At 50.0% G+C, this 16,900-nt stretch carries 13 protein-coding genes; 11 read left to right on the top strand and 2 right to left on the bottom strand.

The features are described from left to right. Positions 1 to 59: 59 nt before the first annotated feature. From OCU14_RS03330 to OCU14_RS03345, 4 genes are all read left to right on the top strand, one after another. Positions 60 to 1,424: a TrkH family potassium uptake protein gene (locus OCU14_RS03330; protein WP_261809775.1), complete on the top strand. Its 1,365-nt coding sequence runs from the start codon at positions 60 to 62 to the stop codon at positions 1,422 to 1,424. 12 nt (positions 1,425 to 1,436) lie between these two features. After that, complete coding sequence (locus OCU14_RS03335) at positions 1,437 to 2,099, top strand: potassium channel family protein (RefSeq protein WP_057879231.1); 663 nt, start codon at positions 1,437 to 1,439, stop codon at positions 2,097 to 2,099. A gap of 162 nt (positions 2,100 to 2,261) precedes the next feature. Beyond that, positions 2,262 to 3,686, top strand: a complete 1,425-nt coding sequence (locus tag OCU14_RS03340) for an APC family permease (protein WP_261809776.1) — start codon at positions 2,262 to 2,264, stop codon at positions 3,684 to 3,686. A gap of 186 nt (positions 3,687 to 3,872) precedes the next feature. After that, positions 3,873 to 4,955 (top strand): LCP family protein, encoded by a 1,083-nt coding sequence (locus OCU14_RS03345; protein ID WP_261809777.1) that lies wholly within the window; start codon positions 3,873 to 3,875, stop codon positions 4,953 to 4,955. 126 nt (positions 4,956 to 5,081) lie between these two features. Here OCU14_RS03345 and OCU14_RS03350 read toward each other — a convergent pair whose 3' ends face one another. Further along, positions 5,082 to 6,029 (bottom strand): NAD(P)-dependent oxidoreductase, encoded by a 948-nt coding sequence (locus tag OCU14_RS03350; RefSeq protein WP_261809778.1) that lies wholly within the window; start codon positions 6,027 to 6,029, stop codon positions 5,082 to 5,084. Between the two features lie 287 nt (positions 6,030 to 6,316). On the opposite strand from OCU14_RS03350, the gene OCU14_RS03355 reads away from it, so the two are divergent. The 4 genes from OCU14_RS03355 to cydC all read left to right on the top strand — a co-directional run bounded on the left by OCU14_RS03355 (position 6,317) and on the right by cydC (position 12,428). Continuing rightward, a complete protein-coding gene (locus OCU14_RS03355; RefSeq protein ID WP_261809779.1) occupies positions 6,317 to 7,768 on the top strand; it encodes a cytochrome ubiquinol oxidase subunit I in 1,452 nt (483 codons plus the stop codon). Next, a complete protein-coding gene (gene cydB / locus OCU14_RS03360; RefSeq protein WP_261809780.1) occupies positions 7,761 to 8,771 on the top strand; it encodes a cytochrome d ubiquinol oxidase subunit II in 1,011 nt (336 codons plus the stop codon). Before OCU14_RS03355 ends, cydB begins: the two co-directional genes overlap by 8 nt. Positions 8,772 to 8,952: 181 nt before the next feature. Continuing rightward, positions 8,953 to 10,689 (top strand): thiol reductant ABC exporter subunit CydD, encoded by a 1,737-nt coding sequence (cydD, locus tag OCU14_RS03365; RefSeq protein ID WP_261809781.1) that lies wholly within the window; start codon positions 8,953 to 8,955, stop codon positions 10,687 to 10,689. Continuing rightward, positions 10,686 to 12,428 (top strand): thiol reductant ABC exporter subunit CydC, encoded by a 1,743-nt coding sequence (gene cydC / locus OCU14_RS03370; RefSeq protein WP_261809782.1) that lies wholly within the window; start codon positions 10,686 to 10,688, stop codon positions 12,426 to 12,428. Before cydD ends, cydC begins: the two co-directional genes overlap by 4 nt. A 352-nt stretch (positions 12,429 to 12,780) precedes the next feature. Here the strand turns inward: cydC and OCU14_RS03375 are convergent, their stop codons facing one another. Beyond that, positions 12,781 to 13,758 (bottom strand): polyprenyl synthetase family protein, encoded by a 978-nt coding sequence (locus tag OCU14_RS03375; RefSeq protein WP_261809783.1) that lies wholly within the window; start codon positions 13,756 to 13,758, stop codon positions 12,781 to 12,783. Positions 13,759 to 13,864: 106 nt separating this feature from the next. Here OCU14_RS03375 and OCU14_RS03380 point away from each other — a divergent pair, with 106 nt between their 5' ends. From OCU14_RS03380 to OCU14_RS03390, 3 genes are all read left to right on the top strand, one after another. Next, positions 13,865 to 14,773 (top strand): 1,4-dihydroxy-2-naphthoate polyprenyltransferase, encoded by a 909-nt coding sequence (locus OCU14_RS03380; RefSeq protein WP_261809784.1) that lies wholly within the window; start codon positions 13,865 to 13,867, stop codon positions 14,771 to 14,773. Between the two features lie 90 nt (positions 14,774 to 14,863). Beyond that, on the top strand, positions 14,864 to 15,439 hold the full coding sequence (locus OCU14_RS03385; RefSeq protein WP_261809785.1) for a xanthine phosphoribosyltransferase: 576 nt from the start codon (positions 14,864 to 14,866) through the stop codon (positions 15,437 to 15,439). Positions 15,440 to 15,577: 138 nt separating this feature from the next. Next, positions 15,578 to 16,717, top strand: a complete 1,140-nt coding sequence (locus tag OCU14_RS03390; protein ID WP_261809786.1) for an ATP-grasp domain-containing protein — start codon at positions 15,578 to 15,580, stop codon at positions 16,715 to 16,717. Positions 16,718 to 16,900: the final 183 nt, after the last annotated feature.

The raw sequence follows: 16,900 nt of genomic DNA on the forward strand, positions 1-16,900 counted from the left end.
TCCCCCTGGGGATGTCTTAGACTTAAGGATAAGTATAGTTAGACGGGATAAGGGCGGTTATGGACAAAATACAACATTCAAAACTTTATTCGATTTTCTTTGATACCTTGTCGAAGAAAATGGTGGCGGGGTTCCTATTGATTATTTTAATCGGGACGGTGCTCCTTAGCTTACCGATTGCGACTCGCAGCGGGCAGGGAACGTCATTTATTGATGTGCTCTTTACGGCCACCTCGGCGACCTGTATCACGGGGTTAACGGTGGTGAACACGGCGGCCAACTGGACCACGTTCGGTCAGGTGGTCATTATGGTCATCGCGGAAATTGGGGCGTTGGGCTACATGACCTTCGCCGTCCTGCTCTTCAACGTGATGCGCCGCAATCTGAATCTGTCGACGCAGATCATGGTCAAGGAATCCTTAAACTTGGAAAATTTGCACGACACAAAGAGTGTGATGCGCTACGTGATTGGGTTGTCTGCCTTGTTCCAGTTACTGGGGATGGCGTTGTTTGCCTTCGATCTGGTCCCACGTTTCGGCTGGGGCCGGGGGTTGTATGTCTCTGGGTATCACTCGGTGATGTCCTTTTGTAACGCCGGCTTCGATGTCTTCGGAAACAGTCTCATGAGCTTCCGCAATGATTCCTACTTGCTTCTGGTCACGACGATTCTGATTATTGCCGGCGGGCTGGGGTTCTTGGTTTGGCGGGATCTCTTACTCTATCACGAACGCCATCGTTTAACGCTAAATTCTAAGCTGACACTAACGACGACGATCTCACTCTTTATCGTGGGGTTCCTGATGTTGCTGGTCACGGAGCGTAACTTGAATTGGTTACCAGCGGGGACATCCTGGTTTAATCGGACCGTTAACACACTGTTCCTCAGTGTGACGCCGCGAACGGCTGGCCTGATTTCACTGCCGACCGACAGTCTACATGCTGGGAGTATCTTCCTGATTATGATTTTGATGTTTATTGGGGGAACGCCTGGGTCGACGGCCGGGGGGATTAAGACCACGACTTTTGGGGTTCTGATGATTCAGAGTATCGCACAGCTTCGTGGGAAGAAGGACGCGGAGTTTGCCCATCGGCGTTTCAGCCAATCCAACGTGAGCCGGGCCCTTCTCCTGATCTTTATGGCGAGTGTTGTCATCTCGTTAGCAACGTTGATTCTGACGCAGACGGAAACGATTCCTTCTCGTTATGGGTTGGAGTACATCGTCTTTGAGGTCTTGTCGGCCTTTGGAACCGTGGGCCTCAGCCTCGGTCTGACGCCACATCTCACGGTCATTGGCAAGGTTGTGATCATGCTGCTGATGTTCATCGGTCGAGTCGGGATCTTCACCACGCTGTACTCACTGTCGAAGCGGCAAGTTAAACAGAATCTAATTCGCTATCCGGAAGAAAATATTCTAATTGGTTAAGGAGTCGAAACGATGAAGAAGAGTTTTGCAGTGTTGGGTCTCGGACGATTTGGCCAGAGCGTAGTTGAAACATTGGCGGAGACCAATCAAGACGTGTTAGCCGTCGATGTTCGCGAGGAACCCGTCAACGAGGTGATGGATATTGCTACCCAGACGTTGATTGCGGATACCCGTGATGAAGATGTTTTGCGTGGTCTCAACATCGACACCTTTGACTACGTCATTGTGGGGATTGGGAATAATATGGAAGCCAGTATTCTGACAACCATGCTGACCAAGGAGCTCGGGGCCAAGAAGGTGATTGCCAAGGCCGAAACCAACGACCACGGCCGAGTCTTAAAGCGGGTCGGGGCCGATCAGGTAGTCTTTCCAGAACGCGACATGGGCCACGGCATTGTCCGTAAGCTCCTGTCGAATCATATTTTGAATTTTATCGATCTGAGTGACAAATACACGTTGGCGGAACTGGTGATTACCGATCCGACGTTCGTGGACCAGGACCTGATCAAGTTAAACTTACGGCAACGTTTTGACCTGACCGTGATCGCTATTCAACATGGGCAGGACATCAATATTTCTCCACAACCGACCGATGTTGTCCGGTTACATGATGTGTTAACCGTGGTCGGTCCAATCGACAGCGTCGAAGAACTCGATGCCACCCTTAAAAAATAAGAAAGTTCACCTAAAGGGACCTCACAATGTGGGGCCCCTTTAATGTGGGCCGAATCGGTTGTCTTGGGCAATCTTCTATTGACATTTGGGCCAAAAAAAATTACACTATTACAATTGGCTTCATCGAAATCTCATCATTTACTCATAAAAGGAGGCTGCGCCATGGCTAAGCCCATGCACCTATTTATCAAGAAGCAGGTCCAGACCGATCTGTACAAGAAAACCGGTCTAGAAAAGACGCTGACGGCGTTTAGTCTGACAACAATGGGGATTGGCGCCATCGTCGGCTCCGGGATCTTCATTACTCCGGGGCTGATTGCTGCCAACTATACGGGACCGGGTGTAATGCTTTCCTACCTGATTGCCGTGATAGTCTGTGCCATGGCCGCTCTGTGTTACTCTGAATTTTCATCGACGATTCCACTGGCAGGGAGTGCTTACACCTATGTTTATGCGGTCTTTGGCGAGTTCCTGGCCTGGATCCTTGGGTGGGCCCTGATTTCCGAATATCTCTTTGCAGTGTCGTCAGTGGCTGTGAGCTGGTCGTCGTACTTTCAAAATCTCCTGGCGGGCTTCGGTCTGAACCTGCCGCCGTACTTACAAGCGGCCGCCGGAACCGCCGGTGTTAAGGGCGGGGGCGTCGACATTGTGGCGCTAGCGATTACGCTACTCGTTGCCTGGCTCCTCTCAAAGGGCATTCGGGAGTCTGCCCGTATCAATAACATCATGGTTATTGTTAAAATTCTCGTGATCCTACTTTTTATCGGCATTGCCGTCTTCTACGTGAAACCCGCAAACTACCGACCATTCTTACCATTTGGTGTTCACGGTATCTTCAAGGGAGCCGCGGTGGCGTTCTATGCCTACATTGGGTTTGATGCCGTTTCCACAGCCAGTGAAGAAGTGAAGAATCCTAAAAAGAATATGCCAATTGGGATTATCTCATCGTTACTGGTGGCCGCCGTGCTCTATATCAGTCTCTCGGCCGTCTTGGTTGGGGTCGTTCACTACAGCAAATTAGGTGTGGCGGATCCCGTAGCCTTAGCTCTCAGCCTGATTCATCAGAATTGGGCTGCTGGGGTTATCTCGTTTGGGGCGATCGTGGGGATGACCACGGTGCTCATCGTGATGTCTTATGGGGGGACCCGGTTACTCTTTGCGATTAGCCGAGATGGCTTGTTGCCACAATCACTGCGCAAGCTTAATCCTAAGACGCATGTGCCCGTCGCCAACACCTGGATCTTTGGCATCATTGCGAGTGTCTTCGCCGCGTTTATCCCGATCGACAAGATTGCCGAACTGGTTAATATTGGCACGTTGTCGGCCTTTGCCATGGTTTCACTGGGGATTGTCTTCCTCAGGCATGACGAACGGTTTAAGGACTTTGACGCGTCGTTTAAGGTGCCTGGTTACCCAGTCCTACCCATTGTGTCATTTCTAGCTTGCGTGTACCTCATGACGCAATTACAGCCCTTCACGTGGGAAGCATTTGGTATCTGGGTAGCCATTGGGTTGGTCGTCTACGCTGCCTATGGCTATCACCATAGTGAAGTCCGGTCACAATTGGATCAAGATCCACAAGCTTAATGAGCCAAGATTAGATAGCAAGGGATTTACTGCTTAGCCGGTGACCCCTTGCTTTTTGGTAAAGATTGGGGCGTCCTTAGGTAGTGTTAAGAAAAGCCTATTATAATGGCTAAGTCGATTAATATGAGAATAAATTAACCCCATCTAATAAATAATAGGTGGATGAAAGGTGGTTTAACCAATACCATGGAGAAACGACAACGACCGATAAAAAAACATCATCCCATTCGAAACATCATTTTAACGTTGATTCTGGCCCTCTTAGTCGGAGGTACAGCTTACGGGATGCATCGCTATCAGAACCTAAAGGAAACTGTCAAGAGTTCCTATAAGCCCTCTGGAGCAACCAAACTGCGTAATGTTGATAAACAGTTGAAGAACAAGGAGCCCATTTCGATTCTCTTGATGGGGACCGATACCGGCGCCCTGGGCCGAACCTTTGCCGGCCGAACTGACAGTATGATGGTCGTCACGATTAATCCGAAGACTGACAAGACGACGATTACCAGTATTCCTCGGGATACGGCATTGACCATTCCTGGCTACGAGAGTTATGGCCTCTCCAAGATTAATGCGGCCTACGCTTACGGGAAGTCCAAGACGGCCATTACCACGGTTCAGCAGATGCTAAACGTACCCATTGATTTCTACGCCATTATCAATATGGGTGGGATGAAGAAGATTATTGACGAGGTTGGTGGCGTGACCCTGACCCCAACGTTGAGCTTTAGCTATGGTGGTTACACCTTTGAAAAAGGCGTGAAGACCCACATGAACGGGAAGAAAGCCTTAGCCTACGCTCGGATGCGTGACGACGATCCGAAGGGGGACTATGGACGTCAGACGCGGCAACGGAAGGTCATCATGGCCTTGCTCCACAAGTCTGGATCCATTTCCAGCTTGCTAAACGAGAGTTTTGTGAGCTCGCTGACCAAGCAGACGCAGACCGACTTAACCTTTAACGATCTGACGGCCTTGGCCAAGGATTACTTGTCGGCAACGAAGCACATCAAGACGACCCACTTGCAGGGGACTAGCGAAACCTTAGACGGTCAGAGTATGGAAGTCATGACGAAGACTGAACTTCAACGCGTGACGGACTACATTCGATCCGGGTTGAGCTTGAGTCACAAGTCAACTGGGACGATTGCGCAGATCGATTCGACGACGGGGACGACCAGCACGACCACGGATTCTACCGATACCACGACTAACGATAGTAATAATACCGGTAGCAACAACGCCGGCGGTTCAGGCAATGGTTATTAACCGCCACTGAAATAGACTATCTGTCGCTTAAGGGCGAGCTAAGAAGCCACACTGACTCAGTAATAATCGAAAAGCGCCTCCTCCACCAATTGGTGAAGGGGGCGCTTATTTTAGTTGCTAATGTTTTTAGTAGCCTTGCGTTGGGTTGGTGAAGTTGACGGTTAATTTGCCGTCACTTAACCAGCCTTGCAGGTTCTTCATGAACATGTCGAAGACAGGCTTTTCGTCATCCTTGGCGAAACCAGTTTGATGCGGTGTGATCAAGACGTTAGGGTAATCCCAGAGACGTGACGTCTTTGGAAGTGGTTCCGTCTCGAAGACGTCCAGGGCGACGTGAAGGACGTTTTGATAGAGCAACGCGTTCATCAAGGCCTTTTCGTCCACGGACTTACCACGGCCAACGTTGACGAAGATCCGAAGACCATCGAGTTGCTTGAAGAAACTCTCATCGAAGTAGCCAACGGTCGTCGTGGTTGCGGGCATCGCGTTGATAATGATATCAGCATCTTTAATAACCGAGCTGTCCTCATCAAGCGAAACGGCTGACTGGAAGCCTGGCACATCATGGCCGGTCCGGTTAACCCCAATTGGTTGATTGCCAAAGCCATTCAGGAGCTTAGCAATTGCTTGGCCGATACTCCCAGTCCCGTAAATCACGATGGTTTGGCTACCGATCATGGCCAAATCACTGCGAAGGGGACGCTGCCAGAAGTGACCGGCTTGGTTCTTAACGGCTTCGTTGAAGCCCCGTAAGAAGTAAAGCAGGTAACCGATAGTGGATTCAGCGATGGCCGGTGAAAAGGCCCCGCTGGCGTTGGTGACGGCAATGTCATGCGCGCGAATCCAGTCTAGTGGCAGGTAATCGATCCCGGCGCTGGTCGTTTGAATCCAGCGAACTTGATTGTTGGGTGCCATCAAAGCGGCAGGGCCCACTTCTGGGTCCCAGCCGAAGATCGCTGTGATTGGTTCGGAAGACTCCCAGTTAGCGGCGTCGACAATTTCGACGTTCGTTTTGGCCAGGCGGTCCCGTTGTTCGGTGGTTAATGGTTGTAAGGCAAGAATTCGTTCTGTCATAATGAAAAACCTCCTCATACCTTGTACTTACTTTCATTCTAGCACGAGATCTCATAGTTTTTGAACATAATTTCACGAACCGCCAATAAAAATCTGGCAACAAATAGCACACATTCCCAAAAGTGTTACGAAAGTTAACGAACAATCCCCATAGTAATTTCGAATATTAGCCATTAACTTTCAGTATATTAGTGGTGAATCATTGAAAGTTGACTTATCACTCGATATAATGAAACCAGGATAGCAATTATTTATTCACACCAAAAACGTTTGGGGAGGTTGGAAAAATGCTAAATCTAGGTCTGGATATCCTGGGCCTCGCGCGATTTCAATTTGGAATGACCACTGTCTTTCATTTCTTCTTCGTTCCATTTTCAATCGGGTTGGCCTTTGTTGTGGCAGTCATGGAAACCATGTATGCCATCAAGGGTGACCAGGATTACAAACGCATGGCGCAGTTCTGGGGCAAGATGTTCCTCTATAGTTTTGCCGTTGGGGTTGTGACTGGGATTATTCAAGAATTCCAATTCGGGATGAATTGGTCGGAATATTCACGGTTCATGGGGGACATCTTCGGTGCACCACTGGCCATCGAAGCCCTCGCAGCGTTCTTCATTGAATCTACGTTCATCGGAATGTGGATGTTTACCTGGGATCGCTTTAACAAGTGGGTCCACACACTCTTTATTTGGTTAGTCATGTTCGGGTCTTCACTTTCCGCTTTATGGATTCTGGCGGCCAACAGCTTTATGCAAAACCCATTGGGTTACATCATTAACAAGCAGACTGGCCACGTTCAAATGGTTAGTTTCTCGAAGGTGTTGAGTAACCCACAACTGTGGAACGAATTTCCTCACGTGATCTTTGGGGCCTTCGTCACCGCAGCCTTCGTGATTGCCGGCTGTTCAGCTTGGCGGTTACTCAAGCGTGACCATGTGACCTTCTACCGGAAGTCACTGAACGTTGCTTTGATTATTGGTCTCATCTTCTCTCTGGGTTCCATTGCCAGTGGGGACTTACAGACCCGTTACTTAATTAACAACCACCCGATGACATTCGCTGCCATGGAAGGGTTGTACAAGGATTCCACAAACAAAGGGGAATGGACGGCTGTTGGGGGATTTGATACGAAGAATCATAAATCCACTTGGTCAGTCGATGTTCCTTATGTCTTGAACTTATTGAGTTACCACAAGACGACTGGGACCGTTAAAGGCATGAATAAAGTTAACAAAGAATTGCATGCTAAGTATGATAAGAAATTTGGTAAAGACATTAACTATTACGTGCCTACCAAGACCTTGTTCTGGAGCTTCCGGATCATGGCCGGTGCCGGCGCCTTATTTGCCCTGTTGGCGGTTGTCGGTTTGATTATGAACCGTAAGAAGTCGCAGGCCATTATGAAGCAACGTTGGTTCCTGTACATCTTGGGGCTGTGTCTGTGGTTACCATTCGTGGTTAACACTGCGGGTTGGTTTGTCACCGAATTTGGTCGTTACCCATGGGTTGTTTATGGGCTCTTAACGATTGCAGATGCCGTCTCACCAAACGTTTCAGTAGCCTCGCTGCTGACGTCTAATATTGTTTACTTCCTGATGTTTGCCGGTATGGGACTTGTCATGGTTGTTCTGTGTCACCGGACGTTGAAGGCTGGTCCTGATGCCGCCAATACCGATGGTTATGCAGCAGGTGACAAGGAGATTGACCCATATTCGAAGGGGGCGTTCAACCATGACTAGTTTTCAATTAATCTGGTTCATCCTCATCGGGGTGCTTTTCAGTGGGTTCTTCTTCCTTGAAGGCTTTGACTTCGGTGTAGGAATGCTGATCAAGAGCTTTGCACGTAACGATGCTGAGGAGGACGTGGTCATTCGGACCATTGGCCCTCACTGGGATGGTAACGAAGTTTGGTTAATTACGGCTGGTGGGGCAATGTTTGCCTCATTCCCAATGTGGTATGCCACCTTATTCTCAGGTTACTACTTGGTGCTGTTCCTCATCTTAGCTTCTCTGATCTTCCGTGGGGTGTCATTTGAATTCCGGGCTAACATGGAAACCGCTAAGTGGCGGAATTTCTGGGGCTGGGCCGGGACCATCGGGAGTCTCTGTGCGGCGTTCCTCTTTGGGATGCTGTTTACCTCAATGATTGCAGGGATGCCAATCGATAAGAATGGGGACATGACCGCGCACTTCCTGGATTACGTCAACCTGTTCTCCGTGGTTGGTGGGGTTGCCGTCACGGTACTCTGCTTGGTCCACGGGTTGAACTTCATTCGGTTGAAGACATCTGGCGAATTGCGAGAACGAGCCTTATCTTGGAATAAGATTCTGTATCCAGTGTTGTTTGCTGGTGAAGTGGTCTTTGCCATCTTACTGTTCTTCTCCACCGATTTCTTTGACAAGAAGCCATTGTCAACGACCGCGATTGTGGTGGCCTTAGTGGTTGTCACCGTCCTGGCTTACTGGGGCGTTCTGGGGAATCACGAGTGGTTGTCATTTATCGGGAGTGGCTTGTCCTTAATCAGTGTTGTGGTGCTCATCTTTAATGGTTTGTTCCCACGAGTCATGATTGCCAATAACTCGGCTTACTCCTTACTCATTAAGAACTCGTCAAGTTCACCATACACGTTAAAATTGATGACCATTTTGGCCTTTAGTATCCTGCCAATTGTCCTGGTTTACTTCATCTGGAGTTACTGGGTCTTTTACAAGCGGTTGGCTTCACCAAAGCAAAATGCTTAGGCTTAACAATTGATTTATGGGGATGTGATTTCGGTCACATCCTTTTTTGTTATCTCTGAGTGTCCATTGGCGAAATGGGGGCTACCTTAACGCTTTCTGGTACACGTCGAACTCGATAAATACCCATGAAAGCTGTATCATGGCAGTAAGAGATATCACTTGTTACGAGGGGGCGTTTGTTTTGATTGATCAACGGGTTTTTAAGTTTCCTGGGGTGAAGCCGGCCGCACTTATCATGGCCGTTTTGACCCTGATTCAGGCGGGGATGATTATCCTGCAAGCCAAGTACCTATCGCTAGCCATCGTCAATCTTTGGCAGTTGAAGGGGATTCGGACGATTGTGATGCCTTTGGCTATTTTTGGCGTTGTTTTCTTAGCCCGTCATTTGTTAACGCTATCAAAAAATTGGCTGCTGTATCCATTTGTAGAGACCACCACCAAAACGTTGCGTAAGCAATTCATGGCGAAGCTCTTCGATCTGGGACCCAGTGTGGTGGCCCAGAAGGGGACTGGAAATGTGGTCACCATGGGACTGGAAGGGATCGATAAGATTCAAACCTATCTCATGATGATTATCGGTAAGGTCTTGGACCTTGGGATTACCCCATGGCTGATTCTGATTTATATTGCGTTTATCAAATGGGAAGAGGCCTTGTTCCTACTGGCCATCTATCCTTTAATTATCTTCTTCATGATTATCCTGGGCTTGGCGGCGCAGGCCAAGGCCGACCGACAGTATGCCGGCTATCAACGGCTATCCAATCACTTTGTGGATACCTTGCGGGGTCTGCCGACCCTGAAACAACTGGGGTTGAATAAGGCGTATGCGGACAACGTCTATCAGGTCAGCGAGGACTATCGGAAGAAAACCATGGCGACACTGGTGATTGCGATGACCTCGACCTTTGCCTTGGACTTCTTTACTACATTATCAATTGCTATTATTGCGGTATTTCTAGGATTTGGGTTGATGAATAGCACGATTCAATTGTTGCCGGCCTTAATTATTTTGACCCTGGCACCAGATTACTTTGCGCCAATTCGTAACTTTGCCAACGATTATCATGCAACGTTGAATGGGAAGAATGCGTTGACCGCTGTACTCGATATTCTACAGCGACCGACGCCGAAGGACCGCGAACAATTGCCATTGCGCGACCCGGTCTGGGAAGACCAGGATACGCTGACCTTCGATCACGTGAACGTTAAATATGGGGATTCGAAGCAGGCCACTCTCCAAGATCTTAATTTCAAAATCAAGGGCTTTCAGAAGGTCGGCATCATTGGTGCGTCTGGTTCTGGGAAGTCGACACTGATTAACACCCTAGGTGGCTTTCTCAGCCCCCAGGACGGCCAGATTACGGTTCGGGGGACGGCAGTACCTCATTTGGACCAGCAGGCCTGGCAGCGGAGTTTTGTGTACATACCGCAAGCACCCTATCTGTTCCATGCGAGTCTGCGAGAAAATATTACCTTTTACGATCCTCAGGCCAGTGAGGCGGCCGTTCAGTCGGCGGTGGCTAAGGCCGGTCTGAGTGACTGGATTGCCACCTTACCCGAGGGACTTGAGACGGCGATTGGTGAAGGGTCGCGAGGCGTCAGTGGGGGCCAAGCCCAACGAATTGCGTTGGCTCGGGCCTTTCTGGACGATTCCCGCCGGGTCCTGTTGTTCGACGAACCCACGGCGCATTTGGATATTGAAACCGAAGTCGGTCTGAAGCAAACGATGATGCCGGTCTTTGACCACCATCTGGTCTTCTTTGCCACGCACCGCTTACACTGGATGAATGAAATGGATTATATTCTGGTCATGGATCACGGCCGGATTGTGGAACAAGGGACGCCAGCTGAACTGCAGGAGAAGAATGGGGCCTACGTCAGATTACGGTCAGAGATGGAAGGGGCGACGGTGAAATGAAAGGGTTCTTCGCGACATTTAAGCACGATCACTGGGTCATGCCATACCTCCGTCGCTATCGGAAATTGCTAGCGCTAGTGCTCTTCTTAGGTTTCATGACGTTCTTCTGTGGTGGGGCGCTGATGTTTAACTCAGGCTACCTGATTAGCCGAGCGGCGACCCATCCCTACAACATTCTCATGATTTATGTGCCCATTGTTTTGGCACGAGCCTTTGGGATTGGTCGGCCAGCCTTCCGTTATGCGGAACGCTTGACCAGTCACAACTGGGTTCTCCGCATCGTCTCTGATTTTCGTAAGCGACTGTATCAGGCCGTGGAAAAGCAAGCGGTGGCGATTCGTCAGACGCATCAGACTGGGGATGTCCTGAGTATTCTGGCCGAGGATATCGATCATATCGAGAACCTCTACCTACGGACGGTATTTCCGCTGGTCATTGGTTGGTTACTCTATCTATTTGTGGTGTTAGGCATTGGGTATTTCAACTGGGCCTTTGGCTTGTTAATGCTGGTCTTGTTGGGGGTCATCGTGATCGTGATGCCGCTCTTGTCGGTCGCCGCAAACGGTCGGCGAGAATTTCAAGCGCGACAGATTCAGCGACGATTCTACACGCAACTGACTGATTCCGTCTTAGGATTGGGTGACTGGTTGATTTCCGGTCGACGTCAAGATTTCCTGGATCAACAGGACGCCCCCATTGACCAGATTGCGGCCTTACGGCGTAGTGACCATCATTTCCAGTGGTGGCGTAACTTTGCCATTCAGGCGATCTTTGGGGCCGCCGTCATCCTCATCGTGTGGTGGGCTGGGTTGACCTTTACAGGGAGTCAGGCTCAGGCCAACTGGGTCGCAGCCTTCGGGTTGGCACTCTTTCCAACTGTGGAACCCTTTGCCGATATGAGCCAGGGGGTCAGCGAGTGGCCAGTCTACCGGGATTCCATTCAACGGGTGAATGCCTTGGATGAATCGGAACCTGAGCAGGCGGCGCAGACGACGATCGGCGACTTTGAAGTGTTGGCCATTGATCACGTTGATTTTCAGTACCAAGGTGCCCAGCGCCAGGTCTTGCGCGATCTGTCATTGACGGTCCATGCTGGTGAAAAATTAGCCTTACTGGGGCCGAGTGGAACCGGGAAGAGTACGTTATTGAAACTAATTCTCGGGGATGAAGCGCCAACCCGTGGGACGGTGCATCTAAACGAGGTGCCTATCGCACAATTACAACAACAGCGCGCCCAGCTTTTTGGTGTCTTAGACCAACAGCCTTACCTGTTCAATACGACGGTCATGAATAATGTTCGTTTGGGGAACCTGAACGCGACCGATGAACAGGTTCGCGCGGCCATCAAGGCGGTTGAGCTGGATGATCTGATCTCTCGACTGCCGATGGGCTACGAGACTCAGGTTCAAGAGGCCGGTAGCCGGTTCTCTGGTGGGGAACGGCAACGGTTATCCCTGGCCCGGATCCTGTTACAAGATGCACCGATCATTATTTTAGATGAAACAACTGTCAGTCTGGATCCAATCACGGAACAGCATCTCTTAGACACGGTCTTCGATGTTCTTAAGGACAAGACGATTATCTGGGTGACCCACCATCTGGCGGGAATCAACCACGTCGATCAGGTTCGTTTCATCGAAGATGGGTCGTTTGATATGCAAGGGACGCCGGCGGAACTTTACCGCGACAACGCCCGTTTCCGCTCTCTCTACGACTTGGACCGAGGACATAACGATTAAGTGAAATGAAAAAATCCTGTTTGATTTAACCAGTAAAGGTTAGGTCAAGCAGGATTTTTGTTTGAATTTTTAACTTAAATAATGAGTTCTGGCAAACTATCCAAGGCTAGATTTTGGTTAGGCATGCGTTACTGTTACGTTGCGTTAACGGTCGATCAAAGCCGGAGGAGGCCAGGGATGGAGCCGGCCGTGGTGGTGCTGTTAACTGGTGATTTTCCAGTTTACAGCACGGGCGACTTTGAAGACTCGCGGTCTTGGCGAGGCTTCAAATCGAGCGAGAAGCCCAAGGGGCTGAAGCGTCCCCACAGCAGGCGTAATCCCTGGCAGCCGCAGGCGGCCAATTGAAACAGAATTAATGATCGCGCTGCAACAGCAGTGTCGTCAATTTGGCGAGATCGTCGCGAGCCGTTCCAGCCGGCAAAGCCTGAATATCAGCAAGTGCCTGTTCCGTGAACTGGGTTGCCAGTGCCTTAGCCGCGGTGACCCCACCGTGTTGGGTCACTAGCTGTTGAACGGCAATAATGTCGGCCTCGGTCATTTCGTGACGTTTCTTTAGGAGCTGATGGAAATCTTTGCGAGCCAGAGGCATCGCCAGAATCAGGGGGAGTGAGTAAACACCTGACCGCAGATCTTCGAGCACTGGTTTGCGGGTCTTGTGGGGATCGCCGGTGTAATCAAGAATATCGTCCAAAATTTGATAGGCGCTCCCGATGGCCAACCCAATTTTTCGAGCACGGGTGATCACGCTCTGTGGCGCATTGGTCAGCGCGGCACCTTGATAGCAACTCAAGGCAAAGAGCTCTGCCGTTTTTCCAGCAATCTCTTCTAAGTAGCTTTCCTGAGTGACGTCTTCGCGGTAGTTCAACGTCATTTGATGAAGTTCACCTTGAAGGATGCGGTGCATCGAATCAATGTGGCCCTGGACCAAGGCCCGGTCACCAGTAGATTTCAAGACTTGATTGAAGTAGACCGTGAACATGAAGTCACCGGCATAGATGGCGTTACGCTGGCCGTATTTCATTTGAATGGTGCGGACCCCGCGCCGGGTAGGAGACTCGTCGATCACATCGTCGTGAATCAAGGTCCCAACGTGGAGAATTTCGAGCGCTGCCGCCCCAGCCTGAAGCGCCAGTGGATCCACTGGTTGGCCGAAAGCAGTAAATAAGTAAAAATATCCGGGGCGGAGAAGCTTGCCACCGGATGTTAACAGACTGATAATTTTGTGATGAATCGGTTGATTGTCGAGTTGAATGGCCGCCAATAAATAGGCTTGCAAGTCATTTAACTGCGGCGCCACTGAAGGGAATCGCCGCCAAAGTTGTTGATCCATACTGCACCTCACTATGTACCCGTTAAAATTTATCTTACCGACAAGTGGAAACGTTGTCAAATAAAGGTTATCATCGAATTTAGAAAAGACATTCGGGGGGATTTGTGTGACTGTCAAAAACTTTTTAGAATTAGTGGAAATTAAGGCTAAGATTGCTTCGGTTTGGCCCTTTTTATTGGGACTGATCTTCGTTGCCTTTAACTATAATCACGTGAATTGGGACGTGACGGGGGTCTTCTTTGTGGCGATGTTTCTCTTTAACATGGCTGTTGATATTAACGATAACTATCAGGATTACCGTCATGCCGGGACCCAGGCCGAACGGTGGAAACGTGAAACCAACATTATTGGCGTCCAACACCTGCGGATGGCGCGCGTGTTCGGCCTCATGGCAACCTTCGTGGTCATCGCTGGGGCACTGGGCCTCTGGTTGGTCTGGGTTACGGGGTGGCCGCTCCTGATCATGGGGGTCGGGTGTTTCTTAGTTGGGTATCTTTACGCCGGCGGACCGCGGCCGTTATCCGGGACTCCAACGGGAGAATTTTTTGCTGGCTTTACCATGGGGTACCTGATCACATTGATCACGGTGTACCTCAATGTCTATCAGCGCGGAGGGTTGTCTTGGCCACTCGCCGGCCGGGTTCTACTAGCGTCTGGCATTGCGGTGACAGCGATTGCGGCCTTACTCTTGGCTAACAACATCTGTGATGCCAAGGAAGACCTCGCCTTAAACCGCCGGACGATCGTTTATTATCTGGGAAAACGCGGATCACTCATCCTGTTCGCAGCCTTTTATATTGTGGGCTACTTAGCACTCGTGGGATCGGTGGCTGTCGGTGATCTGCCAAAGTGGTCGCTCCTGGCCTTACTTGGTATCCCCTTAATTTACCGAAATGTCCGGGCCTTCTTTGCCGTTCAGGTGAAGAAGCAGACGTTCATTCTAGCCGTACGAAATCTAGCAATTTTGGCAGCCACGACGGTTTTAGCAGAGGTCATTGGATTATTTTTCGGTTAAGCCTGCTAAAATGTAGCGCACCACCGTTGTTTTTTTAAGGTTCAATCAGGTAGAATATAAACAAAACAAAGTGATGGAGGCCGCGAAAATATGAAAATTTTAGAAGATCGGATTCGACGTGACGGCACGGTGTTGCCAGGTGACGTTCTTAAGGTGGATAATTTCTTAAATCATCAAATTGACCCCCAACTCATGAATGAACTGGGAGCGGAGTTTGCCCGTCGATTCGCCGATGCCGGGATTACCAAGATCCTGACAGTGGAATCGTCTGGTATTGCGCCGGCTGTGATGGCAGGGTTGCATCTCAAGGTGCCCGTCATCTTTGCCCGCAAACACAAGAGTCTGACGCTAACGGATCACCTCTACACGGCCAAGGTTTACTCTTACACCAAGCGAGTAAACAATGATATCTCAATCGACCGGCGTTTCCTGGATGCCAAAGATCGGGTGCTGATTATCGACGACTTTTTAGCCAATGGCCAGGCCGTTCAGGGACTCTTGGATATTGCCGAGACGGCTCAGATTTCGGTCGCCGGGGTTGGTGTCGTGATCGAGAAGCGGTTCCAAAAGGGGCACCAGTTAGTTGTGGATGCTGGCATTCAGTTGGAAGCCTTGGCTAGCATCGCTTCATTTGACCACAATGAGGTTCAGTTCGCCCAGGATTAGGGGACGGATACTTGTGTAATTGTCAGGCAAACTTTAAACTTATAGTGAAGGGCTGAACACGAGCGTCCGCCAGGATCTCGTGATTTAGTGACAGTGATCATTGTTTAGATAATATTAAGTCAGAAAGTAGGGAGCAAATTGGCGAACACGGTCTTATATCCGGGAGATACAATTGGCGTGATTGGAAATAGCGCCAACGCAGCAATGTTGGTGACCACGGCTCGAAAGATGGGGTTACGCGTGGGGGCTTACGGTCCCGATGAAACTAGCGAAGCTCTCCAATTGGCTGATTTCAAGGCAGTTGGGACGCGCAAGGATCATGACAAGCTCCAGCACTTTGCCGAGAGCTGTGCGGCCATCGTCTATGATTCCGAACAGGTTAGTACCGATGTTGTGAAATTTTTGTCCCAGTATACGCGGATTCCTCAGGGGACGGATATGCTGGAAATGATGCAAGACCGGTTGCTTGAACGGGCCTTCTTCGAACAACTCAATGTCAACATCGCGCCATATGCCACGATCATTAACCTGGATGACGTTTATCAGTCTGTTAATTCTATCGGGTATCCTTGCGTGTTGAAGCCCATCCAAAAGGAATGGTCACACGGCAGAGAACTCGTGATTAAGACGCAGACCGATATTGCTAAGGCGGCCGGTCTTTTGGACTGGGGAACCTACATCCTGGAATCCCAAATCGCCTATGACCGGGAATATTCAATCGTCGTTGCCCGTGATCAGGACGGCAACCAACAGGATTTTCCAATTACGGAAACGGCCTCTGTATCCGACCGGCCGGTGAAGACTTGGGTGCCTGCTCAGGTCGACGATGCGGTTGCCAGTGAAATTCACCGGATTGCCAACGAAGTCGCCAAGCACGTTAGTTATGTGGGGGTCTTTGAGGTCTCCTTCTACCTGACCAGCAGTGGCGCCATCTACGTGAAGAAGATCGTGCCAGCACCAAGTGAGACGGGTTACATCTTTGACGCCTCTGCCACGGTCAATGAGTTTGAACAACATCTGCGGGCAATCGCTGGTTTACCATTGGCTACCCCAGAAATCTTGACGCCGGCAGTTACGGCGGCCTTTACCACCGATCAGCTCTCAGCCATTCGGACGCAGTGGCAGTTGAAGTCTAACTGGCACTTCACCTTCTATCACCTGAAGAAGCAGGCGGGAGATGAGGTCATGGGTCACATCTCGGTTCAGGGTGAATCGGTTAAAACGATATTAGATCAATTGGATGATACCGGAATCTGGAACACGCCGGCGGAATCTTAATTTAGAACTTCTTTAAGGGTTGCCAAATGACCCGAAGGAGCGGGGGTCGAGGCAGCGGTCTCGACCCTTTTTCATGGACAAAAGTAACCCACGTAACTGGGGGAGTTCACCTCGCAGAACGTATGTTTTTTTGCTATAATGGTCAAGACTAATTACAGAGAGGATTGTGTTCACGGTGGCAGG

Source organism: Levilactobacillus humaensis, from assembly GCF_024345185.1.
GTDB classification, from domain to species: domain Bacteria; phylum Bacillota; class Bacilli; order Lactobacillales; family Lactobacillaceae; genus Levilactobacillus; species Levilactobacillus humaensis.